This is a genomic window from Candidatus Phyllobacterium onerii (assembly GCF_028331445.1).
Classification (GTDB): Bacteria; Pseudomonadota; Alphaproteobacteria; order Rhizobiales; family Rhizobiaceae; genus Phyllobacterium; species Phyllobacterium onerii.
In genome coordinates, this window is record NZ_JAQMHX010000002.1 from 45059 (window position 1) to 70914 (window position 25856).

Genomic DNA, 25856 nt, shown 5'->3' on the forward strand with positions numbered 1-25856 from the left:
TGTTGCTTCGTGATGAGAAAACTGCTCCTTGCAAATCACCGCTTAGGTATTCACACGGTAAGCCGCTTCTCCTCCTCGATAAGTTCAAACATTTTCAAGACTCGAACATCGCCCCTGATAGCGTTTAAATCGGAATCATTCTTGAACCACATAGTCTGATAGTACGAACTTTTGGGAAGGACACTCTGCAGCAATCGGATAGCTTTCTCGATCTCACCTATGATCGAGTACACGCAGGCAACGTTGTACTGCGCTACCATATCATCTGGATCGATAGCCAATGCCCGGTCAGCCCACTCCCGGGCTCGTTGAGGGTCACCAAGGTGCGCCCAAGCCAATGCACCACGATGGGCTGGTCCGGAGTTTTCCGGATTTTTGGCCAGGGCCTGTTCCGCCCGCCATACTCCAACACGAGCCCAGCTCTCGGTTTCCGCCACTTTACCAAGAGAGCTATATGCGCTCATTAAATGGATGGGCGAGAGATAATCATCCGGCTTCAACTCGGCAGCTTGTCTAAAATAGTGCACGGCAGACTCGAAGTTACCGCGCATGTAAAAGAAGCGAGCATAGTGGAAATTGGCTTCGTGAAGTCCCTGGTCGATCGCGAGTGCTCGCTCGAAAGAGGCCGCGGCCTCTTCATCATGACCGGCCTGATGTAGAGCCAGTCCCCGGGATGCGTGCGCTTCGGCTAAATTTGGATCCAGATCGAGCGCTTTAGCGGCCATAGCTGAAATTCTTTCCAGCGGGAAGTCGTCCGGTTGCCAGTCGCGCAATGCTGCCTCGCAGTCAGCAATGCCTGCGTAGGCCCGGGCATAATCTGGATCCAATTCCACTGCCTTGCAGAACATGCGTCGCGCCAAATGAAGATATGATTTGGTCCAGGCATGCGAAAACTGCCGTCCCCGCAAATAATAGGTATAAGCTTCGACATTCCCGGTTGGCTCAGTGTCGATTGCTTCCAGCTCTTCCGGCAAGAGCTTGATTTTCAGCTGGCTGACGATCGCGTGGGTTATTTCATCCTGTATGGCGAAAATGTCGGTCAGATCCCGGTCATATCGTTCGGCCCACATGTGGCCACCATACAGCGCGTCGATCAGCTGCCCGGTTATCCGGACACGCTCTCCGACCTTGCGCACACTGCCTTCCAAAACATAACGGACGCCAAGATCCTGCCCGACCTGTTTAATCTTCACGGACCTGCCCTTGTAAGTGAACACAGTATTGCGTGCCACGACGTGAAGGCTGGAAATCTTTGATAAATCCGTGATGATGTCCTCAGTGATACCATCAGAAAAATACTCTTGTTCGGGATCGCGGCTCATGTTGGTGAATGGCAAGACGGCTATGGTTTTTTGTAGCTGATCAAGCGGGCCAACTATCGTCTGCGTGGTGGCTTCTATGCCGGATGGACTGCCAAAACCGATTGTATAAACACGGATATTTTGCTTGATGTTCTTAAGTGCATGTTCGCCTTTGTCTATGAACTTCAAATTTAACCGGGAGCCCACTTGATCGCGTACTGATGCTGCCACCGCGATACAACCGGCGTCGGCAATGCCTTCCAGACGGGCTGCAACGTTGACACCGTCTCCAAATATGTCGCCGTCCTCGACGATTATGTCACCTAGATTGATTCCTATTCGCAAATCGATGCGGTGGTCCTTAGGCACGCCCTGGTTACGTTCTGCCATGCCACGCTGGATATCGGCGGCGCAGGCGACAGCGTTGATCACGCTGGCGAACTCAACCAGCATGCCATCTCCGGTCAGCTTAAAGGTTCGACCTCTATGGTCATTGATCAAGGGGTCAATCAGTTCACTGCGATGGCACTTGAACCTGTTCAACGTACCTTCTTCATCAATGCCCATGAGATGACTGTAGCCCACGATGTCAGCAGCGAATATAGCGCTCAGCCGGCGTTCCAAATGACCCCCAAATTGTGATTTAAATGCAAGAACGCCGGACTGTAACCGCTTCATCGCTTTAAGTCGCGTCCATCTTTCGATTGACGACAAGGAGTGACGATATCGATTCCGGCGTCCCATCCACCGCATTCTTACGTTTGGATGCCAAGCGACAATTACACCGCGAGATCGGCAACCTTGCGCTTCAGATCAGCGACATAATTAGCAACTGACAGTGGCGAACCGGTCGCCTGCTGCAGCAATTCGCCCGGTGTCCGCGACCGCCCATATTGATGAACATTCTCGTTCAGCCAAGTCTTCAAAGGAGTGTAGTCGCCCGTATCCAACCCCTCTTTCACCGCAGGAACAGCCTTCGCACTGGCGAAGAATTGCGAGGACATGATGTTGCCGATCGTATAGGTCGGGAACGATCCCACCATACCCGATGACCAATGCACGTCCTGAAGTACGCCAAGCGTATCGTTTGGAACATCCAAACCAAGATAGGACTGCATCTTGTCCCGCCAGATGGCCGGCAAATCACCCACCCGGATTTCTCCGGTGATTAGCCCCGCCTCTATCTCCGACCGCAGCATGATGTGGAGATCATAGGTGAGTTCATCTGCCTCGACCCGAATCAGGCTGGGACGCGGTGCGTTGACGACCCGCCAAAAATCCTCGACCGAAACATCGGCGAGTTGTTCGGGAAAGAAGCTGCGCAGTTCATCGAAATGAATCTCCCAGAACCGGCGAGAGCGGCCAACGCGATTTTCCCAAAGGCGCGACTGTGACTCGTGAGTGCCGAAGCTGCTGCCGCCCACAGCATAAAGGTTGATGAAGTCGGTTGTGAATGCCGAGCGGCTAAAGCGCGCCTCTACCCCTTGCTCATACATTCCGTGACCAGCTTCATGCCAGACCGCAAAAAGGCCGCCCGGGAGCCAATCTTCGCGAAACCGGCCGGTGATACGAACATCCGCGCTGGTGAAGGAGATCTCGAACGGATGAACCGTATCATCCAGACGACCCCTGTTGAAATCGTAGCCGAAACGCTCGGAAATCATACTGGAAAATGCTCGCTGACTTTCGATCGGGTAGGCGCGATCGAGAATCTCTGTTCTTACTGGCCGCACCTGCTTTGCCTCGGCGAGCAGCGGGACGAGCGATTTTTGCAGGTCGCCGTAGAGTTCGCGCAATTTCGCCCAGGTCATTTCCGGCTCGTAAGTCGAAACCAGTGCGTCATAAGGATGCGCATCATAGCCAATCGCCGCCGCGATCTCGCGCTGCATCTCCATGGTGCGTTCGAGCCACGGCGCGAAGGCCGCGAAATCATCGACGCTGCGCGCCTGTTTCCATGCCGCCTGTGCATTCGTCTTGAGCTCGGCGGCCGCCGAGACAAGTTTTGCCGGGATGCGCGACAGCACACCTATTGATGCCGCTGCCTGCTCGACGGCAGCGCGCTGCAAGGGATCGCCATCTGTATCGGCGCGGGCGCTTTCAATTGCTTTCATCATTCGGTCGCCGGTCGCGATATCGCGGGCAAGACCGACAAGCGTCGCGATCTGCTTGCCGCGTGCATCAACACCTCCAGGCGGCATCATCGTGCGTGAATCCCAGGTCAACAGGTTAACCGCGCACAGGATATCGTTGACCTTGGCGACTTCGCTTTCAAAGGTGGTAAAGCTCATCCGGGGTTCCTCAAGTTCGACAATGCATCAGCGGCAATCAGACCGCATCCGCCAGTGCCGATGGCATGGCGCCAAAATCGACAAGATGGCAGGCGGCGCTGTGTTCTGAAGCTCGCTTGGTCAGTGCCGGCCTTTCGACCCGGCAGCGGTCGAATACATGCGAACAGCGACTGGCGAACGGGCAACCTGGCGGAACATCCAGAGGGCTCGGCAATTCACCACGTGCCGCAACGACCCTCGACCGTTGCGTCGGGTCAAGTTCGGGCGCCGCATCGAGCAGTGCTTTCGAATACGGATGGCGCGGCGAGGCAAACAGACTTTCCGACGGCCCTATTTCCATAATCTGTCCGAGATACATGACCGCGACGCGATGCGAAATATGACGCACCAGCCGCAAATCATGTGCGACGAAAATCAGCGTGAGGTGCAACTCCTCCTGCAGCCGCAACAGCAGATTGATAACCTGCGCCTGAACGGACACATCGAGTGCCGAGACGAGTTCGTCAGCCACAATGACATCGGGTTCCACCGCGAGCGCTCGGGCAATGCCGATGCGCTGACGCTGACCTCCGGAAAACTCATGCGGATAGCGGGATGCCGCATCGTGCGGCAGCCGCACGAGATCGAGAAGTTCGGTAATGCGGGCCGGAATATCCCCTTTAGGACGCATGCGATGCACCGACAGAGCTTCGTTCAGGACTTGGCTGACGGTCATCCGTGGATTGAGCGAGCCGTACGGGTCCTGGAATATCATTTGCACGCGTTTGTTAAAGGCGCGGCGCTCGGCAGATCGCAAGGTCGAGATGTCCCTGCCCTCGAAGCGGATAGCGCCGCCGTCCGGATCCAGCAAACGCACCAGGCACCGTGCCAAGGTGGATTTGCCGCAACCGGATTCGCCGACGATACCAAGCGTCTCACCGCGATGCACCTCGAAGCTGACATTGTTCAGCGCATGAACCGCCAATGGCGGCTCGCCAGCCAGGCGCCGCATCAGCGAATACGAAGCGCCAAATTGCTTGGAGACTCCATCGACGGATATGATTGGGACAGCGTTCAAAGGATCGCCTCCGCGGCTGCGACGCGATCATGATGGAAACAGGCCGCCTTCCGGTCATTACCAAGCGACAGCAACGGCGGCCGCTCCTGCCTGCATATATCGGTTGCAAAGCTGCAACGCGGGTGGAATGCGCATCCTGCCGGAAGATCCGTCAGGCTGGGCGGCGTCCCCTCGATCGATGAAAGCATGGTTCGGACGGCGCCAGCACGCGGCACAGACCCGAGCAAACCGCGCGTATACGGGTGGCGAGGCTGTCGGAACACGTCAATCACCGTTCCCATCTCAACGATGCGCCCGGCATACATCACCGCCATACGATCGCACGTCCCGGCAATGACACCGAGATCGTGGGTGACGAGCACGACACTCATCGCCAGTCTGTCGCGCAGATCAAGCAGCAATTTGAGGATCTGGTCCTGGATGGTGACGTCGAGAGCGGTGGTCGGTTCGTCAGCGAGAAGCAGCTTTGGCGAACAGGCCAGCGCGATGGCGATCATGGCGCGTTGACGCATACCGCCGGAAAACTGATGCGGATATTCATTAAGCCGCCGTTCCGCCGCCGGTATGCCGACGGTATTCATCAACTGCAGCGCCCTCGCCCGTCGTTCGCGCGCATTCAGCCGCGTATGGGCCACGAGATTTTCCTCAAGTTGCAGCCCAACAGGCAGCACCGGATTGAGCGCGGTCATCGGTTCCTGAAAAATCATCGCGATTTCACTGCCGCGGATCCGCCGGAGCTCTTCGGCCGGCATGGCAACCAGATCACGTCCCCCCCATTCAACTTTGCCCGTAACATGACCTGGCGTCTGGATGAGCCCCATGATCGAGCGCAGAGTCACGCTTTTGCCTGAACCGGATTCGCCGACCAGCCCGACCATTTCTCCTGGCGCAACGTCGAGATCGACATCAGCAACGGCAAGCGCCATGCCGCGAGGCGTGTTAAAAAGCGCTGTCAGACCACGAACGGTAAGGCCAAGACCAGTATCGATTGCCACGCTCATCTGCGTACCCTCAGAAGCTGGGCCAGCCCGTCGCCGAGGAGGCTGAAACCGAGACCGATTATGACAATGGCAATGCCGGGAAAGACGGAAATCCACCATGCCGTGCTCATGAAGTTCTTGCCATCGGCGATCTGCACGCCCCATTCGGCAGCGGGCGGCTGGGCGCCAAGCCCGAGGTAGCCAAGACTTGATCCCAAAAGGATCGCCAGCGCCATATCCGTCATCCAGTAGACGATAGCAGGCGTGATTGCATTGGGCAGGAGATGGCGAAAGACAATCCGCATCGGCGTATATCCCATGACCCGTCCTGCATCGGCGTAGTCCAGACGTTTCTGCACCTTGACTTCGGCCGCGACGAGACGGGCATAGAATACCCAGCCGACAATGCCGACAGCAACGTACATATTGCCGAGGCCGGGCCCCAGAACCGAGACGATCGCGATAACGAGAACCAGAAACGGGAATGTGATGACTGCATCGACGACGCGGCCGAAAATCGCCTCCGCCAAGCCGCCCGCATAGCCGACATAGGCTCCAACAATCGTGCCAAAGATGAACGGCCCGACCGTTGCGAACACGGCGATCTGCATATCGATCGTATAGGCATGGATCACACGCGACAGGACATCGCGGCCAAAACTATCGGTTCCGAACGGATGCGCCAATGTCGGCCCTTTGAGGAGTGCCTTGTAGTCGAAAGCAATGGGATCATAGGGGGCAAACAGCGCTGGAAAGAATGCGATGAGCAAACTCACACCAATGATTATCGTGCCGGAAATCAACGTACGTGGCAATGCAAGCCGCCGGAGTCTTGGGTACAGCCCAATTTTCTCAACAGCAACGCTCATCGGGCAACCCGCGGGTCAAGCCAGGCTTGAAAAATGTCGGTTGCCAGAAATGTCAGCGATACCAGAACCGCGAGCGCAATCGTCAATCCTTGCAGCACAGGGTAATCGCGGCCGTAAATACTGTCGATCATGAGACGGCCGGCGCCAGGCACGGCAAAAACCGTCTCGGTAATGACCGCGCCACCAAAGAGCGTGCCGATCTGCAGTCCAAACAAAGTGACCGTCGATATCAGAGCGTTGCGCAGCACATGTCTGGTCATGATAATGCGGGGTCGCAGCCCTTTGGCCCGGGCGAAATCGACATATTCAGCGTTGATGACGCCTATGATCGAGGACCGCAAATTGCGCATCAACACGGCAGAAAAGCTGAACGCCAGTGTCAAAGCCGGCAGAAACAGGTGATAGAGCCTGTCGGCAAACGTGTCGCCATAGCCACCGACCGGGAACCACTTCAATGTTGCGCCGAAGACTGTCAACATCAGGATACCAACATAAAACACAGGCATCGACAATCCGACCTGGAATGTGCCTCGAATGACCGCGTCGGCGGTCTGTTCCCGCCTCAGTGCGGCAAGGAACGCCAGTGGCACGGCGAGAACGAGGGCCAGCAACGCTGCCATCAAGGTCAGCATCAGTGTCACCGGCAAGCGTTGCATGATGATGGTGGTCACAGGCAGCTTCAGTGCGATTGACGTGCCAAGATCGCCGGTGAAGACGTTCTTGACGAAATACAGGAACTGAACGGGGATCGGCTTGTCCAGCCCAAGGCTGGCATTGATACGCTCAACGTCGGCATCGATAGCGCGGTCGCCGAGCATGGCGCTGGCGGGATCACCAGGCAGAAGCCTCACCAGGACGAAGGTGACGACGAGGATAAATACCACCGTCGGGATCATTTGAAGAATGCGGCGCAGAACGAAACTGAAAAGTGGCAATGAGCCGCTCCCGATGTTTTGCATGAGTATCCAGAGTGAGCGCGGGTGACCTGTCAACCACTCGCGATATGCACCTGAACTCCAGTTACTTATCCAGCCAAGCGCGACCGAAGAAATTGTTGCCAAGCGGTATCTGCAGGAAGCCATGAACCTTCTTGCTTAGCGCCACGGGATAGGGTGTCTCGTAGAGCGGCACGATCGGTCCTTGAGCGTTATAGATCTCCTGGATGCGAGCATATTGAGCCGCGCGCTTGGTAGCATCGATCTCTTTCTGCGACGCATCGAAGAGCTTGTCCGCTTCCTCGTTCTTCCAACCCGTGTGCAAAGCATCGATGGTCGGCGAATAGACGAAATACGATGTGATCTCGTTTGGATCCGCAATATCGTCGGTCCATGCAGCCTCACGCATTGTGAAAACGCCATCGCGATATTGCTGGGTACGGGTGGCATTGTCCACCTGCTGCAGCTCAAGTTTGATGCCGAGTTCCGCCCACATCTGCTGTAGCGCGGTCGCAATGCCGATTTCGTCCTGATTACCCGCAAGGACGAGGATGCTCGTATCGAAACCCTTTTCGAATCCGGCCTCCTTCATCAGGCTCTTCGCCTTTTCGATATCATAGGCATACAGTGGCTTGTCGCCCGTATGCATCGGCGTGGCCGAAGACATGTAAGACGTCAGAGGCTTGCCGACGCCGTGCGTTACGATCGCAATGATTGCGTCCTTGTTGACGGCGTAGTTCATTGCCTGACGCACTTTTGGATTGGATAGCGGATTGTCCTTGCCCTTGATCTGCGGCCGTGCATTCATCGTGACATACTGCACGCGGGTCGAAGGGAACAGCTCCATATTGAGGTTGCCGGCGGACTTCAATTCTTCGACGCGCGAATAGGGAATGAATTCCGCCCCGTCGATCTCGCCGGAATTCAACTTCAAAATGCGCGTGGCATCATCCGGCAGGACTTCGAAGGTAACGCCGTCAAGATAAGGCAAAGGCTTACCGTCTTCCCCCTTCCCCCAGTAGTGCTCGTTGCGAACAAGCTTCATCGTTGATCCACGATCCCACGATTGCAGCACGAATGGGCCGGAACTGACCGGATGCTCGGCAAATACCTTTGCTTTGTCCGCGTCGGTGGCACCGGCAGCAGCCTCGAATACCTTCTGAGGCAAGATCGCGGTGTTGAACACGGTCAATGCAGCAAGGATGGCCGGGTCAGGATGCTTCAACTTGAGGACGATCGTTTTGTCGCCATCAGTCGTTACATCGTCGATGGAACTTACGAGGAAGTTCCAAATGCCGTTGTCCTTGTTGGCGGCACGCTTCAGCGACCAGGCCACGTCGGCCGGTGTGATGGGTGAGCCGTCGGAAAATTGGATGCCGTCACGCAATGTGAGATTGACGCTCATCCCGTCGTCGGAAACCTTCCATTCGGTGGCGAGTCCAGCCTGAACCCCTTTGCCATCATCTGTGGGAAGGAGTAGGGTGTCGTAGAGGTTGGACAGGATCCAGATGTCGACGTTGGCGTCGTTGAGCACCGGATCAAGAAAGAGGCTGTCGGCGTAACGCCCATAGGTCATGACACCACCCCTTTCCACCGCAACGGCGGAAAGGCTCGTACCGACGAGCAATACGGCGGCAAGAGCCGCCTTGGCGATCTTTTTCATTCGTATTCCCCTTTGTTGTGAACTACCTAAGTGTTCTTATTGGGTATAACGATTTCACTTACCTTCGGCGCTGTCAACAGTTTATAATTTGCTGACTTGGCTCGCTCTGGCCTTGCGATTAGGACGCGCCCGGTATAATCGTAATAGTCTATTAGAACAGCCAAAGACTGGGTTCATGGAATTCTTCATCGACCGCGATTTGCCGGTTCCGCTGCGAACACAACTCCATGGGCTCATAGAGTACGGCATCGCCTGTGGGGAATTGCTTCCGGGCGAAGCTCTTCCTTCCGTGCGCGAGCTTGCGGAGAAGATCGGCGTGGCGCCGATGACGGTCAGCCAGGTCTATGCTGATTTGAAAGCCGAAGGATTGATCGACGCACGTCCAGGTTCAGGTACATTTGTCAGCGACAGTTTGCAGGCAAGGCTCGCCGGCCGTTCGGACCAAACCAGTTTGCATCGCAACATCGATGCATTGATCGAGGAGAGTCGCGCCCTTGGCATTCGCTCTGCCGAGTTTGTCTCATTGGTCAGCTCAAGAGTCTTCTACCGCGAAAGCCTTGGCCAACGCATGCGCATCGTCATGATCGGGCTATTTCCGGAAGCGACCGCCAGTTATGCGCGTTTCATCGCTGCCCGCCTCGGAAAAGGCGTAGCGGTGGAACCCTTGACGATCTCGGCAATCGAGCGTGAACCGGAAACGAGGGCGCGCGCAAATTCGGCTGACCTCGCGATAACCTTTGCCAACAGGCACCGGGAAGTGGCAGCTCTGGTGCCGAACACCAAGGTGGTCACCATCAGTTTCACCCCATCCGAAGAGACGCGAATGGCATTGGCCTCGCTGGATTCGCTGGCTTCCATCGCTGTTGTCTCGCGGTTCCCAGACTTCCTGCCGATCATGAAAGCGGGCGTTCAAAGGTTTGCGCCGCATGTCCACGAGATTGCGGGAGCGACGCTGGAAACCGCGGGGCTCGACGAAATTATCGCGCATGCCAGCGTTGTCATCTTCGCCTCGGGTGCCGAGGAGGTCACAAGCCGGCTGCGCCCCGGTGCTCAAGCGATTGAATACCGCCACGCTCCTGACGTCGCCGATATCGAAAAAGTGATCTTGCCCATCATCCGGGCAGCAGGCGGACTTCCGCCACCGGCAACTGAAAATGCGTTGCGCGTGGCCAGCATGGACAAATAAAGAAGGGAACCATCGTGAAAGTATCACAGGCAAACTGGCAGCAAATCGAAGAGTATTTACGCAGCGACGACCGCGCTATTCTCCCCCTGGGAAGCACCGAACAACACGCCCAGTTATCGCTCTCAGTCGACTCCATTCTGTCAGAAAAAGTCGCAACGGATGCAGCAGAACCACTCGGCATACCGGTATTTCCGGTCATTGCCTACGGTCTCACTCCCTACTTCATGGCCTATCCTGGCACGATCAGTCTTCGCCTCGAGACATATGTGCGCATCGTTCGCGATATATTGGACGGGCTGAAGGCACAAGGATTTCGCCGCATCCTGATCGTCAACGGCCATGGCGGTAATCAGCCAGCGGGAAGTCTGGCCATCGAATGGATGGCAGACAATCCGGGGACAGCGGTCAAGTTTCACAATTGGTGGAACGCTCCGGCGACCTTTGCCAAGGTGCAGGAAATCGACAAGGTGGCCTCCCACGCCTCGTGGATGGAGAATTTTGCTTGGACACGGCTGCCGGGCATCCAGATGCCAACACAGCAGAAGCCAATGATTGACCTTGCGCGCTTGCGCGTCATGGATCCGGAAGGCGTCAGAGCTTATCTCGGTGACGGCAATTTTGGCGGCTACTATGAGCGTCCAGATGAAGAGATGCAGGCAATTTGGGATGTCGCCGTGGCAGAGACACGGGCCCTGCTGGAAGGAGCATGGGCATGAGCGGCCCAATCCTCATCTGGGGCGCTGGCGCAATAGGCGGCACCCTTGGAGCGGCATTCATCCGGGCGGGACATGAGGTGATTTTCGTCGACAACGCGGCCGATCATGTCGCTGCAATAAATGCCAACGGCCTAAGGATCGAGGGGCCGATCTTTCAGGACACCGTCAAAGCCAAGGCCTTTACCCCGGAGGGTCTGCAGGGCAAGTTCGAGCGCATTTTCCTGTGCGTGAAGGCCCACCACACTGAAGCTGCGGCGAAAGCTCTGCTGCCGCATGTGGCTGAAGACGGTTATGTCGTGTCGGCACAAAACGGCCTCAACGAAATGGTCATCAGCAAGGTTATAGGCGAGCATCGGGTCATCGGTTGTTTCGTCAACTTCGGCGCAGACTATCTCGAACCCGGCGTCGTGCATTATAGCGGCCACGGCGCGGTGGTTGTTGGGGAACTGGACGGTAAGCGTACAGCGCGTATCGAGAAAATTTATGCGTTGATGCAGGCGTTCGAGCCGAAGGCCATCCTCACCGACAATATCTGGGGTTATCTTTGGGGCAAGCTCATTTACGGTACGCTGCTTTTCGGTACCGCGCTCACCAACGACAGTATCGCGGATGTACTTGCCAATGAGCATTACAGGCCAATCCTGACGAAACTTGCGCTTGAAGTCGGCGCGGTCGCCAACGCCAACGACGTGGTACCTGAGGCGTTCGACGGGTTCGATCCGGCAGCATTCGCCCCTACCGCATCGGCCGCGGACACCGCACGTTCCTTCGACGAAATGGTGACCCATAACCGCCGCTCGGCGAAATCGCATTCCGGCATCTGGCGTGATCTTGCCATCCGCAAGCGCAAGACCGAGGTCGATGCGCAGGTCGGGCCTGTCGTCGCAATCGGGCGATCACTTGGTGTACCGACCCCGCTCGCGGCGAAGGTCGTCGAATTGATCCATCAGATCGAGGCCGGAACCCGCTCGCTTGAGCTTGCCAATCTCGATCTGCTTGCGCGAACGGAGGCCGGCACATGAACATCGAGTTCAGCGGCAAAACCGTTATCGTTACGGGTGCCGCGCACGGCTTTGGCCGTGCAATCGCGCAGGCATTCGCCAGCCGTGGCGCACGCGTGCATGTCTGCGACGTCAATGAAGCCGGGCTCGCGGAAACCGTTGCACTTTGCGGAGTGGCATCGTCGATCGCGCATGTTCTGGATGTAAGCGACAGAAGCGCGGTTCAGGCTACCGTTGCAAAAATCGAGGCTGCCGATGGCAGCGCAGATATTCTGGTCAACAATGCCGGCGGTGTACGCGGACAGGTGGGTCGACCCATTGAGGAAATTTCCGAGAGCGACTGGCAGACAATTTTCGACGCCAATCTGTCCGGCGCTTTCTTCATGACGCAGGCCGTCGCCCCGAGCATGAAAAAACAGAAATTCGGCCGGGTCATCAATATTTCCAGCGGTGCCGGCCTTGGCATTTCACTGACAGGAATACAGGCCTATGCAAGTGCGAAGGCCGGTCAGATCGGACTGACGCGCCAGCTCGCGCATGAACTCGGTCCCTGGAACATCACAGTCAACAATGTCGCGCCCGGCTTCGTGCTGTCGAACCCGACAACCGAAAGGCAGTGGGAAGCGATGGGAGCAGATGGCCAAAAACGGCTTCTCGACAATATCGCCCTGAAGCGCCTCGGCAGGCCGGATGACATCGCCAACATGGTTCTGTTTTTCGCATCGGACCAGGCGCAATGGATCAGCGGACAGGTCATCAGTGTGGACGGTGGCAAATGAATTCCGTCGAGAAATACCTTGCTGACAATTACGAAAATGCTCTTGAGGATTTGAAAGCGTTCTGCCGCATCGCCAGCGTCAGCACCGATCCCGCTTTTGGTGACGGCATCCGGGAGGCTGCCGAATTCGTGGCGAACCGTCTCAAGAAGGCAGGCTTCGCTTCGGTCGAAGTATGGGACACCGGCGGACACCCTGCCGTTTTTGGCGAAGTCATCATTGATCCCAGGCTCCCAACCATCCTCGTTTACGGCCATTACGATGTGCAACCGCCCGATCCGCTCGACAAGTGGATGACGCCGCCCTTTGAGCCGACAATACGCGACGACCGCCTCTATGCGCGCGGCGTTTCCGATGACAAGGGCCCGCTGCTGATCCCGATCCTTGTCGTCGAAGCCTACCTGAAGAACGAAGGCCGATTGCCGGTCAATCTCAAGATGCTGATTGAAGGCGAGGAGGAATCCGGCAGCGAGCATTTCGAACCCACGCTCGAGCGTAATCGTGGTCGCCTCGCCTGCGATCTGGTCGTCTCGGCTGATGGTGCCATGTGGCGGCCGGACCGCCCGTCGATGACGGTTGCGAGCCGTGGAATGGTCGCACTCGATGTGACAATCACCGGCGCCTCAAAGGATTTGCATTCCGGTCGCCACGGCGGCAGCGCACCCAATCCGATCCGGGCGCTTTCCAAGCTGCTCGCCTTGCTGCACGACGCAGAAGGCCGGGTCACAGTTCCCGGTTTCATGGAGGGCGCGAAACCCTTGGACCCGACGATCCTCACAGCAATCGATGCGGCGCATTTCGACGCTGATGCCTACTACCGTGATATTGGCTCGCCCAAACCCGATCCTATCGAGAATGGCGGCCAGCTGCTGGTGCGGCAATGGCTGGAACCGACGCTCGAATTCAATGGCATTTTCGGCGGCTATCAGGGACCGGGAACGAAGACGGTGATCCCCTCCGTGGCGAGCGTCAAAATTACCTGCCGCCTCGTTGCCGGCCAGAAACCTGCCAAAGTGATCGAGGCTATCACCCGCCATCTTGAGACCAGCCTGCCCGTTGGCTATGGCTTGCAAGTAGAGCCGCATGGCCTTGGCAGCGAGGCCTTTTCCGTTGACCCTAACCTGCCCGGCCTCATTGCCGCTGAGTCGGTGCTTGCTGAACTGCTTGGCAGTAACCCCTTGCGCGTTGCCATGGGCGCAACCATTCCGATCGGTACGGCATTCCGCAAATATCTCGGTGCCGAGGCCATCTTTTTTTCGTTCTCGACATCGGACGAAGACTATCACGCGCCGAATGAATTCTTCCGGTTGTCGAATTTCCGCACGGGTCTTGTCGCGTGGGCAAGATTACTGGGCCGGCTTGCCGATCACCCGAAGCTTGAGCCGACCATGAGGATCTGAAAATCTGTGCCTTTTGTTGTCGACAGCCATTCAATTGTTTCTGCTCAGCTCCGAAGGAGACTTCGGCTATATCGACGGTGCAACTATGATTATGGCTGGCCGCAATAGTGCGCTGTTGCTGTTCCTATGGTCTGGAACTTGCCCTTGCTCGTTAGCGTTGTTGCGCAGATTGTCGTTTTGGGATTCCACCAGTATGCGGTCGAACCTTGCTGCTGGATAAACGCGTAACCTCGCGCCTGCATCTGGCTTTGAGCACGAGTGGCAGGCGCATTTACCAGATCGGCAATGTCAACCGGCGCGCCCCCTGCAGTGGTAGCGGTCGCATCCATGGCGGGCGGCACCGCTGAAGCTGGCACGCCGTCAGTGTCTTCGCCGGTCGACTGACAGCCTGCAAGTGTTGTCGCCAGTATCGATATTGAAATTGCAGCGCGCATTCGAACAAACATTCTCTCCCCCGGCTTTTTGATTGCTAGTCCCATCAAGGTGCTGGATTTAAAGTGACAGTCGTAACTCCTCCGGCGAAGTTGATGCCCTCCTGTCCCTCCACCGAAATGGGCTGCAAGGAAAATGCTTTGCCCGTGCCGCCGACAAGAATGTTGGCCCCGGCGCCGGGGCCAACTGAAGCGTTTGCTCCGACTCCGGCATAGGTACCGGCGAGCGCCCCCGCCTGAAGACCGCTGGTTGCAGCAACGACGCCCCAGATCAGGTGCCCCGATGCAACTTCGCCGAGCGCGATCCCAAATTCGTCGATTGATCCGGTGTAGTTGTCGGTATTGCCGCCGTTGTCGGGCTTGAATGTGCAGGAGAGTTTTTGCTTCTCCACGACGAACATACCTATTCCTTTGGACACGTCGCAGGCGAGCATTCCAATCTGGGCAGATTCCGCGCTTGCATCGAAAGGAATGAGCGCGGCGGCACACCCGAGAAACTTATGGAAAAAAGTCATTCGTAACTCCTATTCTTCGACGGTTGGGAACAATGTAGAGACGGGCTCCTGGAATACACCGAAACCATATAGGTCGTTCCAAACCGAAGAAGTGAAGTACGTAACGGTTACAGGGAGATTGTCGGAAGAACATTCGACACCAGAAATTCGTACGTGACCGTTAACTTGGGACTGATTGGGCCGGACATGCAAGTCATCTAGTGAGGACAAGCCAACTGCAAGTCTTCTTGAACCATGGGGATAAAAAGATGGACGAACTTTCAACCACAAAGCCTGTTCTCGAAATTGCGGTTGGCACGCTGATCTTAATCATTGTTATTTTCGTCCATGGCGCCGGCATCAGAGTCATAAATCGGCATTTCAGCAGATCCTGGATTCATATGACAAGAAGCACGCCACATTGGCGGCTAAACCTGCTGCTGGCGGCAACCATCGCGTCCCTGGCAACGTTGCATTTTGCCGAAACCCTCATATGGGCCATTCCGATTTCTGTGCGAGGTTTAATTCCCTCGATGCGAGACAGCTATTATTTCGTATTGGAAAACTACACCACACTCGGCGAAGGCACCATAAGACTGCCCGACCAGTGGCGGTTGCTCGGACCGGTCATAGCGATATCCGGTTTATTCACCTTCGGGTGGACAGGCAGCGTGCTCGTCAGCATCATGACAGAGTTTGGCAGACTCGACAGGGAGCGGGCCAAGGGATCGGACGATGCCGCGTCGTCAGAAGATCCCGACGCGGGGCGATGAATAGCTCTCGGCGACCGCCCGCATATAGTTGAACAATTAAACTTTGGGTGTCTGCCGACAACTTCCGTGCTTGTAACTGTTACGTACTTCCCCGGCAGCTGATCCAACAATAATTTGCAACAACAGGCATACTTTCGACGAAAATACTTAGTCGGCGTTCAAACGGACGGTACCTCGCTGCTGTGGCGCAGTCCCGTCTTCTCGTCAAAATATAAACATGAATGTCAAACGGAGAAGCTAAAAATGACCGGGAGAACCCTGAAGTTCAGTCTTGGCTCTTTGGTAGCCGGGATGGTGTTATGCGGTGTGCTCGCACCCGCCGAGGCGCAGGACGTGCAAAAAAAGCCCAACATCCTGTTCATCGTCTCTGACGATACCGGCTATGGCGATCTCGGACCCTATGGCGGGGGCGAAGGACGAGGCATGCCGACGCCGAGCATCGACAAGCTGGCGAGCGAAGGCATGACCTTCTTTTCGTTCTACGCGCAGCCGAGTTGCACGCCCGGCCGCGCCGCCATGCAGACCGGGCGCATTCCGAACCGCAGCGGCATGACCACTGTGGCTTTCCAGGGCCAGGGCGGCGGTCTGCCAGCAGCGGAATGGACGCTTGCCTCCGTGCTTAAGCGCGGCGGCTACCACACTTATTTCACCGGCAAATGGCATCTCGGTGAAGCCGACTATGCCCTGCCGAATGCCCAGGGCTATGACGAGATGAAATATGCAGGTCTCTATCATCTCAACGCCTATACCTATGCCGATCCGACCTGGTTCCCCGATATGGATCCTTCGCTCCGTGCAATGTTCCAGAAAGTGACGAAAGGCGCGCTGTCCGGTAAGGCGGGCGGGCCGGTGACAGAGGAATTCAAGATCAACGGTCAGTATGTCGATACCCCGACGATCGATGGCAAGGAAGGCGTCGTCGGCATCCCGTTCTTCGACGGTTACGTCGAGAAGGCAGCACTCGGATTTCTTGACGAGGCAGCTAAAAAGCCGGACGAGCCCTTCTTTATCAACGTCAACTTCATGAAGGTGCATCAGCCGAACATGCCAGCGCCGGAGTTCCAGCTTAAATCACTGTCGAAGAGCAAATATGCGGATTCGATCGTGGAACTCGACACCCGTATCGGCCGCATCATGGACAAGCTGCGTGAGACGGGCATGGATCGGAACACACTCGTGTTCTACACAACCGACAACGGCGCGTGGCAGGACGTCTATCCGGATGCCGGCTACACGCCGTTCCGCGGCACCAAGGGCACAGTGCGCGAGGGCGGCAACCGTGTCCCGGCCATTGCAGTGTGGCCAGGCAAGATCAAACCCGACACCAAGAACCACGAAATCCTCGGCGGCCTTGATCTCATGGCGACATTTGCCGCGGCTGGCGGCGTGCCATTGCCCACCAATGATCGCGAAGACAAGCCTATCTATTTCGACAGCTATGACATGACGCCCGTCTTGACAGGGTCGGGTCCTTCGCCGCGCAAGGAGTGGTTCTATTTCACTGAAAATGAACTTTCACCTGGCGCGGCCCGTGTCGGCAATTACAAGGCCGTCTTCAACCTGCGCGGCGACAACGGTCAGGAAACAGGGGGGCTTGCTGTCGACTCGAACCTTGGTTGGAAGGGCGCGGAGAAGTATGTCGCGACAGTACCGCAGGTGTTTGACCTATGGCAGGATCCGCAGGAGCGCTACGACATCTTCATGAACAACTATACCGAACGTACCTGGACCATGGTGACGATTTCGGATGCGATCAACAAGCTCATGAAGACTTATGTCGAGTACCCGCCGCGGAAACTCCAGAGCGAGTCCTACAGTGGTCCTCTTACTTTGACGAGCTATCAGCGGTTCGAGTGGGCACGTCAGCAGTTGGGAAAAGAAGGCATCACGCTTCCGCTACCAACAGGCAATTGACACTCAAAATGAACCCCCGGTTTGAACCGGGGGTCCCTCGCTCACTCTGCTTGCGCGTATGGACACGCGTAGATGGCATTGGAGGATTTCATCATGTTCAAAGCTCATCTTGCCAAAATTGGCTGCGCTGCAGCGCTGGGCATCGCGGCCATCCTTCTTGTCGCTGTCCCGGCCTGGGCGCAAAACGATCCGCTTCCGTCATGGAACGACACCGCACCAAAGGCGGCCATCGTCGCCTTTGTCGAGAAGGTGACCAAGGAAGGCTCAACCGACTTCGTCGCCGAGCCGGAGCGTATCGCCGTGTTCGACAATGACGGCACATTGTGGACCGAGCATCCGATGTACGTTCAGCTCGCCTTCGTCATCGACCGCGTAAAGGCCGAAGCCGCATCCCACCCCGAATGGAAGGACACACAACCATTCAAGGCGGTGCTCGAGAGTGATATGAAGACGCTGGCTGCCCTCGGAGAAAAGGGCCTGGTGGAACTTCTCATGACCACTCACGCCGGAATGACGGCCGAAGAGTTTCAAACGATCGTGACCGACTGGATGGCAACCGCGCGCGACCCGCGGTTCAAGAAACCTTACACCGAGCTTGTTTACCAGCCGATGCTCGAACTGCTCGCTTATCTGCGCGCCAATGGCTTTAAGACCTTCATCGTATCCGGCGGCGGCATCGAGTTCATGCGGCCATGGACAGAGAAAGTCTATGGTGTTCCCCCCGAACAGGTCGTCGGTTCATCGATCAAGACGCAGTTCGAGATGAAGGACGGCTCACCGACCCTGATGCGGCTGCCGCAAGTCAACTTCATCGATGACAAAGCCGGCAAACCGGTCGGAATCAATCAGCACATCGGTCGCCGTCCCATCGCGGCGTTCGGAAATTCCGATGGCGACCTCGAGATGCTGCAGTGGACGACTTTAGGCGAAAAACCGGGATTCGGGTTGATCGTCCACCACACGGATGCCGAACGCGAATATGCCTACGACCGGAATACGGAGTTCGGGCGCCTCGATACGGCGCTCGATGCGGCCGCCGTCAACCAGTGGACCGTTGTCGACATGAAGGCCGACTGGAAGCAGATCTTTCCTGCAAAATAGGACGGACAGCCGGGTGACGATGGGATGCAGGTGCGGGTAAAGTTGTGCTGACTGTAATGCGAAACATCCGGCTGCGTGCTCGTTCGCCTATCGCGCTTTGGACGGTCCCTTCGCTTTGCTTTCTGCTCGCATTCGCCGGGCAGGCCGTTGCCGCCGAGAATATTCCGGCTTCCGGTACTGATCCCCTGATCTCAGTACATGAGGGATTCGTAGACGAGAACACATGCACATCCTGCCACGTCAACGAGGCCGCAGCATTCGCCAAATCGAACCACGCCAAGGCGATGGCCGTCGCCAGTGACAAGTCGGTGCGGGCAAATTTCAACAATATCAGCTTCGAACACAATGGCCTTGTTTCAACGTTCTTTCGGCAAGACAAACGCTTCTTCGTTCGCACCGAGGGACCGGACGGCAAGCAGGCAGAATTTGAAGTAAAATACACTTTTGCCTATGAACCGCTTCAGCAATATCTTGCCGACATCGGCGGTGGCAGGCTGCAGGCTCTCGACCTTGCATGGGATACCGAAAAACAGCAATGGTTCTGGCTCGGCGAAGCCAAGCCGGCAAAACCGGGATCCACATTTCATTGGACGGGGCCGTTCTACCGCTGGAACCGCACCTGCATCGACTGCCACTCAACCGATCCCCGGGCCAATTTCCAGCCGGAGACAAACGCATATAAATCGTCCTATGTCGCCACGAGCATCGGCTGTCAGTCTTGTCACGGCGCCGGCGCAAAACACGTCGCCTGGGCCGAGGAAAAATCCCGAGATGGCAAGATGTCCACTCCCTCAAATCTTGGACTATCCAAGGTCGATGCGAGTGCCTGCTTTGCCTGCCACGCAAGGCGGACCAAGCTTCTTGACGGCTATCAGCCCGGAAAGCCCTTCCTCGACTATTTCTCCCCCGCGCTGCTGCGTCCGGACCTTTATTTTCCTGACGGGCAAATTCTCGATGAGGTATTCGAATACGGCTCCTTCCAGCAGAGCAAGATGGCAAGAGCAGGCGTCACCTGTCTCGACTGCCACACCCAGCATGAAGCTGTCCTTAAAGCACAGGGCAATGCCCTGTGTACGCAATGCCATACGAAAGTGGCACCGGAGCGCTTTGCAAAATTCAATCCGGGCGGCGACTTCGACACTCCTGCCCATACGCACCATCCCGTGGCGACCACGGGAGCGCAGTGTTCGAATTGCCATATGCCCGAGCGTACCTATATGAAGGTCGACCCACGGCGCGACCACTCCTTCGTCATTCCGCGTCCTGACCTGTCGGCAGCCTATGGTACGCCGAATGCCTGCACGACATGCCATGAGGGCAAAACCAACGCCTGGGCAGGCGACACCATGGACAAATGGTATGGCAAGGCCTGGCGTGAGCGTCCGACGCCGGCGCATGCATTTGCCGGCGCGGCACAGAACGATCCCGCGTCAATCGATGTGTTGCGAAAGATCGTTGCAAACCGTGAACAGGCGGGCATTGTCCGGGGCAGCGCGGTTGCCGCCATGAGCCGCGTCGACGGGATAGACATCGCAGCTGATGTAAAGGCGGCAGCGGAGGACCCGGATCCACTCGTCCGGCTCGGGGCCGCAGAGGGCGGCGCCAATCTGCCACCCGAACACCGGCTGGATGCGATTGGGCGCCTCCTTGCCGACGACACACGCGCCGTGCGCGTGGCGGCTGTTACCGCTCTCGGCAGCACTCCCTCGCTCGGTCTGCTGGGTGACGCGAGAAAGAACTTCGACGCCGCGGTCCAAGACCTGCGTGCCTATGTTGAGGCCAATGCAGACGTCGCCGAGACCCAGAACAATTTTGGGACCTTTCTGTTCGGTCAGCAACGCGCTGGCGAGGCCGAAAAAGCATTCCGCCAGGCGATCGCTCTCGATCCGGGTCTCTCCGGTGCTCGCGTCAACCTTGCCGAACTTTACCGGGCGACAGGACAGAACGAAAAGTCGGAACAGGCCTACGCAAAAGCGATCGCAGTATCACCCGATCAGGCCGATCTTCGCTATGGACACGCTCTGTCACTCGTTCGCCAAAAAGCGCTGCCAGAAGCAATCCGGGAGCTGGACGAGGCTGTCCGGCTTGATCCCGGCAACAGCCGGTACAAGACAACGCTTGCCATTGCGCTCGATTCCGCCGGGCGCACCGAGGATGCTCTCACGGTGCTCGATGTTGCGGTTGCAGGAGGTGAAACCGACGCCAGTCTTCTCGGCGCGGCCATCCAGTATGGACTGAAGCTTCGCCGCTACCCGGAAACGTTGAAATATGCCGAAGCGCTGGCACGACAGCGGCTGGATGATCCACAACTGGCCGAACTCATTCGGCAGTTGCGCGCGGCAACAGGCGGCAAGTAAGCGTCATTTCGGAAAGAGAAACGTGATCGCCAGTCGCGCGCCGAATCCATCCGGTCCATTGTCCGGGCTATCGGCCCAATAGCGGACACCAGCCGAAAGTTGAATCGGCTGCTTGTTGACCTTCACGAGCTTGGACACCACGAAGTTAATCGGGACGGACCAATCTTCGGTCTGCCAATTGTAGGTGCTTTCGGTGTTGAGAGCAAAAGTCCAGGCCTTTGGTGTGGTGTAGGAAATGAACGGCTGCACGAAGGTGGCGTTTATGTCCTCACGATCATCATCACCCGCGAATGACCAGATGTGGTTTGTCAGCGCACCAATGGTCCATGGGCCATCCTGTTTGAGGACAACGGCGGTAGGCCCAGCGCCCCACTTTTCACCGCCAAGCAAATCGTCGGTAGCAGTCGGCAAAAGAAAGACTGGACCAACGCCCCAGATGATGCCGGAAGCGGTTGGCTTCTTCGGCGAGAAGAACAGGCTTTGGGTGATATCCCCCAAACCGAACTGATCGCCAGATGGTCCGGCGATATCATCCTGCCAGGCGATCGGCAAAATGGTTCGCGAGATGACGTTCCAGTTCTCGTTCAATGTGAACGGTATGACGGGCTGAACGTTGACATAATACTTCTCGCCATCATTCGGACCGTACCCATTGTCGTAATTGAACTGAAACGGCACACTGATCAGCGAGGCAATGGGATTTGACAATTTCTTGGCGAGGTCTTCGCTTGAGTCCTGTGCCCAAGCGCCACAATTCATCCCTAGCAGCGTGACTGCAGCGACCGGGATGGAAAGCCAGTTCCTGAAGATGTCCATGTAAATTCCCCCTGCGATATCATAACATTATTCGACCGTGCGCGCCAACAACACTCAATGATGATGGTCAAGTTCGCTCAGGGCAATCCTTACGTCCTGCAGGAATCGGAACAGAGCAACCACCAGAAAGCACAAGGACCCGATAAACAGGATAGCTGCTCCGGGTTCATGGCGATAACCCAAAAAGGCAACCACAAAACCAACCAACAGCAGCACTGTGATCCCGATTCCGCCGATCACCGCCATCTGCAGGGATTGATTCAACAGGATTTCGCGGCGTTTCAGACGGGCGACGTCGTCCTTAAGCCACACCCGCGCAGCGTCGTCATCGGCGATCTGATTGAGGTTCCGGATCCGGTCGGTTATCCCCGTCATCCGATTGATCAGGATGGACACGAAAGCTGCAATTGAGGCCAGCAGAAATGCCGGAGCCACAGCATGAGAAATCATTGTCGAAAGTTGTTCGACGTTGGCGGAAATCTCGAACGGCATTTTCGCGCTTGTCTACTATGTTGCGGAGCGGAACTGATCAACGCCGAGCATGCCACCAATAGATGATTTCAGCAAACGCACTTGCCGCTAAGGGCCTTGTGACGGCGACCCCACAGGACTAGGCTGGGATGTGATCCTGTGGAACGAAGTAGGTTCTCGTTGGATCTCCGGGTGGGGAAACAAGAATGACACTCGATCTTCTCGCTGGTGAGCGCCCGCGAGCATTCGGTTGTAAGCCCGAATGCGATGCGCGATTGAATCAAAGTGCCATCACGGACGTTCGATCATGAACGACCCGGGCCAAACCATCCGCGACGAGCCCCGCTGGGCTCCTGCGCTCGCGATACTGGTCGTGCTCGGTCTTTTTGCGGTGCTGCCCCAACATGTGCGGGCGATGCCGGTGTGGGTTTCCTACGGCGTTGCGCTTGTGGTGATCGTGCCCATGATTGTGGTCACACTCACTGCAAACACGTCGTGGACGCGCATTGAGCGGACCGCGATCATGCTTCTTGGCGCGGCCTACGTCGCCAACACGGCAGCGGAGTTGGCGGACATGATCGGCATCATCACGCTTCATCCACCGGAAACCCGCGCCGTCTCACTGCTCTCCTCATCGCTTGCAATCTGGATCGCCAATGTTTTGACCTTCTCATTGCTTTATTGGCAAATCGATCGCGGCGGGCCATCCTCGCGAGCGAGCGGCACAACAACAAAGCCGGATTGGCTCTTTCCGCAGGCGACAGCACCCGAAGTTGCCTTACCCGACTGGCAACCATTGTTCCTCGACTACCTTTTTCTCGGATACAATACGGCGACGGCATTCAGTCCAACCGATGTACTTCCGCTTACGAGACGTGCAAAGATGCTGATGATGTTGGAGAGCACGATCTCGCTGTTGACGCTTGTCATCGTCGCCGCTCGCGCGGTCAACGCCATCCCGTAGAACGGCCAAACACAGAAAACAAGAACCGCCCCATGGAGAGCGCGAGGTGCAAGCGCTCGAGCAGCATCTTTTCAACCTGACGCAAGCTAAGCGGAAAAATCAACAGCAGAGGCGCCAACAGTTCTGCAGAAAGTTTAACAGATAATCGAATTCAGGCCAGTCGAGTTTTCTCCGGGTACGACGCCACCTGCTACCAGGTTAGATGGGCTTTCAGCAACGCCTTGCGTCCTTCACCATAGGAACAAACGTAAACACCCTGGCAGCCCGATACATAGTCCTTGTCGAACAGGTTGGTGACGTTCAGATCAACACCCCAATTGTTCTTCTTGTAGCCGAGTTTCAGATCCACCAATGCCACATCGGGAACCTTCAACGTATTCAACTGGTCGGCATAGCTAGACCCGACATAACGTACACCGCCACCAAGTGCGAGGCCTTCAAGCGCGCCATCGAGAACAGTGTACTGGGCAAAGAGCGAGGCCTGTACTTCGGGGATCAAATAGGGCTGCTTGCCGATCAGTGCCTCGTCGGCGTCTTCCTTCACTTTCAAGTCGAGAGCAGTAAAGGCGGCCGTCAGCCTCCAGGCTTCAGTGATGTTCGCTTGTGCCTCGATTTCGAAGCCACGGGAGTTGACCTCGCCGACCTGGAATTGCGCGTTAAACGGGCCAGTGAGCACGTTCTGCTTCGTCAAATCGAACAGCGAAGCCGTGATGAGACCGTCAAAGCTTGTCGGCTGGTATTTTACGCCGACTTCGTATTGCTGGCCGGTTTCAGGCTTTAAAAACGCAAGATTGCTGTCGACCCCGATCTCCGGACTGAAGAATGTCGCGACGCTCGCATAGGGCGTGATCCCATTGTCGAATTCATAGGCGATACCTGCCCTGCCGCTGGCCTGGCCATCATGCCCGTCATATTCTGGCGTGCCTTGTGCGTCCGTCGTCACATAATCGTAGCGGCCGTTCAACGTGACGAGCCAGCCATCGCCAAAGCGCAGCTGGTCTTGCGCGTAAACCCCGATCTGATGGCGCTTGACGACCTGGTCGATGTAAGGCGCGAACATGGGACCTTGAGGCACGCCATAAACGGGGTCGACTGCGCTGATGGGCGTTGATGCGCCGGTTGCCTGGATCTGATCGATGTCGAAGAACTTGTATTCCGCACCAAACAGGAGCGTGTGCTCGATGGCACCGGTCGTGACCTGGCCCACAAGCTGATTGTCGACCACGAACGAATTGACCGTCGTATCGTGCATGAAATTGATGCGCGAGAGATCGTAATTGCCGTCGATCGGCTGCGCGGAGAAGGCATCGTATCCAAATGGATATAGATTGTGTTCGCGCACGCCGCTGTAGCCATAGCGAAGGTTCTGCCGCACAGTCCAGTCATTGTCGAAAGTGTGTTCCAGTTCATAGCCGATGGAGGCTTGCTCGCGGTTATAGTCGTCGATCGACGGCTCCGTGAAATTTGCCTTGCGATCGATCTTGCCGAAGGGCGCGTCGACTACAGTTCCATAATAGGGCAGGAAGCTGCCACCGTCATGGGTAAGGTCGAGATGCGTGTAGTTGGCAAGAATGGTGAACTTCGTCACATCATCCGGCTTCCAGGTGATACTGGGCGAAATGACCCCAAGGAAATCCTTTGAAAAATCGGTATAGTTGTCACCGCCGGATATTTTGCCGTTGATGCGATAATCGACCACGTCGGATGCCTTGTCACCGATGTCGAAACCAAGGTAGCCGTTGCCATAGCTGTTGATCCCGGTTTCGACATAACGCAGACGTTCGCCGGTCGGACGCTTGCTGATGTAGTTGACGATGCCTCCGGGATTGCTGCCGCCATAAAGCACTGCAGCAGGTCCCTTCAGAACATCGATGCGCTCAATGCCGAATGTATCGATGAAGAAGCCGCCGAAGCCGAAGCTGAAATTCTGCAATCCATCGAGATATGTCCCCTTCTGCGTCGCATCGAATCCACGGATGTAGATCCAGTTCGTGTCATTATCGACGCCGAAGGGCTGGGCAAATACGCCAGAGGTATAGCGCAGGGCCTCGTCGATTTTCTGCGCACCCTGGTCATCCATCTGTTGTCTGCCGACAACCGATACAGCCTGCGGAATTTCCGCGATGGGGGTATTTGTCTTGGAGCCGGTTGCCGAGCGCTGGGCCACATAGCCATCGATCGGACCGGTTGCAGAGCCATCTGAATTGGCCCCTTCGATGACGATCGGGTCCAGCTGGATGGACGCATTGGCGTCCTGCGCACGCGTGTCGGTTGCCGTCAGCAATACAAACGCCGCCGTCCCGCCAAGCAGCGCACCAAATGCCGACCGATAGACACCACTCATGACAATCCCCTACTCATGT

At 56.7% G+C, this 25856-nt stretch carries 22 protein-coding genes; 10 read left to right on the forward strand and 12 right to left on the reverse strand.

Translation table 11 applies throughout. From position 1 onward, the window contains the following. Window positions 1-50: 50 nt before the first annotated feature. The 7 genes from PHA01_RS05825 to PHA01_RS05855 all read right to left on the reverse strand — a co-directional run bounded on the left by PHA01_RS05825 (window position 51) and on the right by PHA01_RS05855 (window position 9093). Window positions 51-1925 (reverse strand): TPR end-of-group domain-containing protein, encoded by a 1875-nt coding sequence (locus PHA01_RS05825; RefSeq protein ID WP_271894418.1) that lies wholly within the window; start codon window positions 1923-1925, stop codon window positions 51-53. Window positions 1926-2080: 155 nt separating this feature from the next. After that, on the reverse strand, window positions 2081-3589 hold the full coding sequence (locus PHA01_RS05830; protein ID WP_271893988.1) for a gluzincin family metallopeptidase: 1509 nt from the start codon (window positions 3587-3589) through the stop codon (window positions 2081-2083). Window positions 3590-3626: 37 nt separating this feature from the next. Then, window positions 3627-4646: an ABC transporter ATP-binding protein gene (locus PHA01_RS05835; protein ID WP_271893989.1), complete on the reverse strand. Its 1020-nt coding sequence runs from the start codon at window positions 4644-4646 to the stop codon at window positions 3627-3629. Continuing rightward, complete coding sequence (locus PHA01_RS05840) at window positions 4643-5647, reverse strand: ABC transporter ATP-binding protein (RefSeq protein WP_271893990.1); 1005 nt, start codon at window positions 5645-5647, stop codon at window positions 4643-4645. Before PHA01_RS05840 ends, PHA01_RS05835 begins: the two co-directional genes overlap by 4 nt. Next, window positions 5644-6495: an ABC transporter permease gene (locus tag PHA01_RS05845; RefSeq protein ID WP_271893991.1), complete on the reverse strand. Its 852-nt coding sequence runs from the start codon at window positions 6493-6495 to the stop codon at window positions 5644-5646. The genes PHA01_RS05840 and PHA01_RS05845 overlap by 4 nt, the downstream gene beginning before the upstream one ends. Beyond that, window positions 6492-7430, reverse strand: coding sequence for an ABC transporter permease (locus PHA01_RS05850; RefSeq protein ID WP_271893992.1), 939 nt, complete (start codon window positions 7428-7430; stop codon window positions 6492-6494). Before PHA01_RS05850 ends, PHA01_RS05845 begins: the two co-directional genes overlap by 4 nt. Before the next feature lie 85 nt (window positions 7431-7515). Next, the gene (locus PHA01_RS05855; protein ID WP_271893994.1) at window positions 7516-9093 is read right to left on the reverse strand and encodes an ABC transporter substrate-binding protein; all 1578 of its coding nucleotides are present in this window, start codon (window positions 9091-9093) and stop codon (window positions 7516-7518) included. A 175-nt stretch (window positions 9094-9268) separates the two neighbouring features. Here PHA01_RS05855 and PHA01_RS05860 point away from each other — a divergent pair, with 175 nt between their 5' ends. From PHA01_RS05860 to PHA01_RS05880, 5 genes are read left to right on the forward strand one after another with little or no spacing between them, the layout of a single operon-like run. After that, window positions 9269-10279, forward strand: coding sequence for a GntR family transcriptional regulator (locus PHA01_RS05860; RefSeq protein WP_271893995.1), 1011 nt, complete (start codon window positions 9269-9271; stop codon window positions 10277-10279). Between the two features lie 14 nt (window positions 10280-10293). Then, window positions 10294-10995 carry a creatininase family protein gene (locus PHA01_RS05865; protein WP_271893996.1) on the forward strand — a complete coding sequence of 234 codons (702 nt, stop codon included), beginning with the start codon at window positions 10294-10296 and terminating at the stop codon, window positions 10993-10995. After that, window positions 10992-12017, forward strand: a complete 1026-nt coding sequence (locus PHA01_RS05870; protein ID WP_271893998.1) for a ketopantoate reductase family protein — start codon at window positions 10992-10994, stop codon at window positions 12015-12017. The genes PHA01_RS05865 and PHA01_RS05870 overlap by 4 nt, the downstream gene beginning before the upstream one ends. Continuing rightward, window positions 12014-12775, forward strand: coding sequence for an SDR family NAD(P)-dependent oxidoreductase (locus tag PHA01_RS05875; protein ID WP_271893999.1), 762 nt, complete (start codon window positions 12014-12016; stop codon window positions 12773-12775). Before PHA01_RS05870 ends, PHA01_RS05875 begins: the two co-directional genes overlap by 4 nt. Next, on the forward strand, window positions 12772-14172 hold the full coding sequence (locus PHA01_RS05880) for a dipeptidase (RefSeq protein WP_271894000.1): 1401 nt from the start codon (window positions 12772-12774) through the stop codon (window positions 14170-14172). The genes PHA01_RS05875 and PHA01_RS05880 overlap by 4 nt, the downstream gene beginning before the upstream one ends. An 89-nt stretch (window positions 14173-14261) precedes the next feature. On the opposite strand, the gene PHA01_RS05885 is transcribed toward PHA01_RS05880, so the two are convergent. Further along, window positions 14262-14618: a hypothetical protein gene (locus PHA01_RS05885; protein WP_271894001.1), complete on the reverse strand. Its 357-nt coding sequence runs from the start codon at window positions 14616-14618 to the stop codon at window positions 14262-14264. 32 nt (window positions 14619-14650) lie between these two features. After that, window positions 14651-15118: a DUF992 domain-containing protein gene (locus tag PHA01_RS05890; protein WP_224510042.1), complete on the reverse strand. Its 468-nt coding sequence runs from the start codon at window positions 15116-15118 to the stop codon at window positions 14651-14653. 248 nt (window positions 15119-15366) lie between these two features. Here PHA01_RS05890 and PHA01_RS05895 point away from each other — a divergent pair, with 248 nt between their 5' ends. The 4 genes from PHA01_RS05895 to PHA01_RS05910 all read left to right on the forward strand — a co-directional run bounded on the left by PHA01_RS05895 (window position 15367) and on the right by PHA01_RS05910 (window position 21242). Next, on the forward strand, window positions 15367-15870 hold the full coding sequence (locus PHA01_RS05895; protein ID WP_271894002.1) for a two pore domain potassium channel family protein: 504 nt from the start codon (window positions 15367-15369) through the stop codon (window positions 15868-15870). 243 nt (window positions 15871-16113) lie between these two features. Then, window positions 16114-17784 (forward strand): arylsulfatase, encoded by a 1671-nt coding sequence (locus tag PHA01_RS05900; RefSeq protein ID WP_417020918.1) that lies wholly within the window; start codon window positions 16114-16116, stop codon window positions 17782-17784. A gap of 93 nt (window positions 17785-17877) precedes the next feature. After that, on the forward strand, window positions 17878-18885 hold the full coding sequence (locus PHA01_RS05905; RefSeq protein WP_271894421.1) for an HAD family hydrolase: 1008 nt from the start codon (window positions 17878-17880) through the stop codon (window positions 18883-18885). 56 nt (window positions 18886-18941) lie between these two features. Continuing rightward, window positions 18942-21242: a tetratricopeptide repeat protein gene (locus tag PHA01_RS05910; RefSeq protein ID WP_271894003.1), complete on the forward strand. Its 2301-nt coding sequence runs from the start codon at window positions 18942-18944 to the stop codon at window positions 21240-21242. A gap of 3 nt (window positions 21243-21245) precedes the next feature. Here PHA01_RS05910 and PHA01_RS05915 read toward each other — a convergent pair whose 3' ends face one another. Together PHA01_RS05915 and PHA01_RS05920 are read right to left on the reverse strand one after the other, a co-directional pair. Then, on the reverse strand, window positions 21246-22001 hold the full coding sequence (locus tag PHA01_RS05915) for a transporter (protein ID WP_271894423.1): 756 nt from the start codon (window positions 21999-22001) through the stop codon (window positions 21246-21248). A gap of 111 nt (window positions 22002-22112) precedes the next feature. Continuing rightward, window positions 22113-22550, reverse strand: a complete 438-nt coding sequence (locus PHA01_RS05920) for a DUF2721 domain-containing protein (protein ID WP_271894004.1) — start codon at window positions 22548-22550, stop codon at window positions 22113-22115. Between the two features lie 286 nt (window positions 22551-22836). Here PHA01_RS05920 and PHA01_RS05925 point away from each other — a divergent pair, with 286 nt between their 5' ends. Further along, window positions 22837-23493 (forward strand): hypothetical protein, encoded by a 657-nt coding sequence (locus tag PHA01_RS05925; RefSeq protein WP_224510070.1) that lies wholly within the window; start codon window positions 22837-22839, stop codon window positions 23491-23493. A 190-nt stretch (window positions 23494-23683) separates the two neighbouring features. Here PHA01_RS05925 and PHA01_RS05930 read toward each other — a convergent pair whose 3' ends face one another. After that, window positions 23684-25837: a TonB-dependent siderophore receptor gene (locus tag PHA01_RS05930; protein ID WP_271894005.1), complete on the reverse strand. Its 2154-nt coding sequence runs from the start codon at window positions 25835-25837 to the stop codon at window positions 23684-23686. Window positions 25838-25856 lie beyond the last annotated feature (19 nt).

What these genes read in the sequence shown, in the direction of transcription:
- PHA01_RS05855 (WP_271893994.1), bottom strand. Translation starts at nt 9,093, where the DNA reads ATGAAAAAGATCGCCAAGGCGGCTCTTGCCGCCGTATTGCTCGTCGGT.
- PHA01_RS05930 (WP_271894005.1), bottom strand. Translation starts at nt 25,837, where the DNA reads ATGAGTGGTGTCTATCGGTCGGCATTTGGTGCGCTGCTTGGCGGGACG.
- PHA01_RS05890 (WP_224510042.1), bottom strand. Translation starts at nt 15,118, where the DNA reads ATGACTTTTTTCCATAAGTTTCTCGGGTGTGCCGCCGCGCTCATTCCT.
- PHA01_RS05905 (WP_271894421.1), top strand. Translation starts at nt 17,878, where the DNA reads ATGTTCAAAGCTCATCTTGCCAAAATTGGCTGCGCTGCAGCGCTGGGC.
- PHA01_RS05915 (WP_271894423.1), bottom strand. Translation starts at nt 22,001, where the DNA reads ATGAATTGTGGCGCTTGGGCACAGGACTCAAGCGAAGACCTCGCCAAG.
- PHA01_RS05910 (WP_271894003.1), top strand. Translation starts at nt 18,942, where the DNA reads ATGCGAAACATCCGGCTGCGTGCTCGTTCGCCTATCGCGCTTTGGACG.
- PHA01_RS05830 (WP_271893988.1), bottom strand. Translation starts at nt 3,589, where the DNA reads ATGAGCTTTACCACCTTTGAAAGCGAAGTCGCCAAGGTCAACGATATC.
- PHA01_RS05925 (WP_224510070.1), top strand. Translation starts at nt 22,837, where the DNA reads ATGAACGACCCGGGCCAAACCATCCGCGACGAGCCCCGCTGGGCTCCT.
- PHA01_RS05900 (WP_417020918.1), top strand. Translation starts at nt 16,114, where the DNA reads ATGACCGGGAGAACCCTGAAGTTCAGTCTTGGCTCTTTGGTAGCCGGG.
- PHA01_RS05895 (WP_271894002.1), top strand. Translation starts at nt 15,367, where the DNA reads ATGGACGAACTTTCAACCACAAAGCCTGTTCTCGAAATTGCGGTTGGC.
- PHA01_RS05885 (WP_271894001.1), bottom strand. Translation starts at nt 14,618, where the DNA reads ATGTTTGTTCGAATGCGCGCTGCAATTTCAATATCGATACTGGCGACA.
- PHA01_RS05870 (WP_271893998.1), top strand. Translation starts at nt 10,992, where the DNA reads ATGAGCGGCCCAATCCTCATCTGGGGCGCTGGCGCAATAGGCGGCACC.
- PHA01_RS05860 (WP_271893995.1), top strand. Translation starts at nt 9,269, where the DNA reads ATGGAATTCTTCATCGACCGCGATTTGCCGGTTCCGCTGCGAACACAA.
- PHA01_RS05845 (WP_271893991.1), bottom strand. Translation starts at nt 6,495, where the DNA reads ATGAGCGTTGCTGTTGAGAAAATTGGGCTGTACCCAAGACTCCGGCGG.
- PHA01_RS05875 (WP_271893999.1), top strand. Translation starts at nt 12,014, where the DNA reads ATGAACATCGAGTTCAGCGGCAAAACCGTTATCGTTACGGGTGCCGCG.
- PHA01_RS05840 (WP_271893990.1), bottom strand. Translation starts at nt 5,647, where the DNA reads ATGAGCGTGGCAATCGATACTGGTCTTGGCCTTACCGTTCGTGGTCTG.
- PHA01_RS05920 (WP_271894004.1), bottom strand. Translation starts at nt 22,550, where the DNA reads ATGCCGTTCGAGATTTCCGCCAACGTCGAACAACTTTCGACAATGATT.
- PHA01_RS05880 (WP_271894000.1), top strand. Translation starts at nt 12,772, where the DNA reads ATGAATTCCGTCGAGAAATACCTTGCTGACAATTACGAAAATGCTCTT.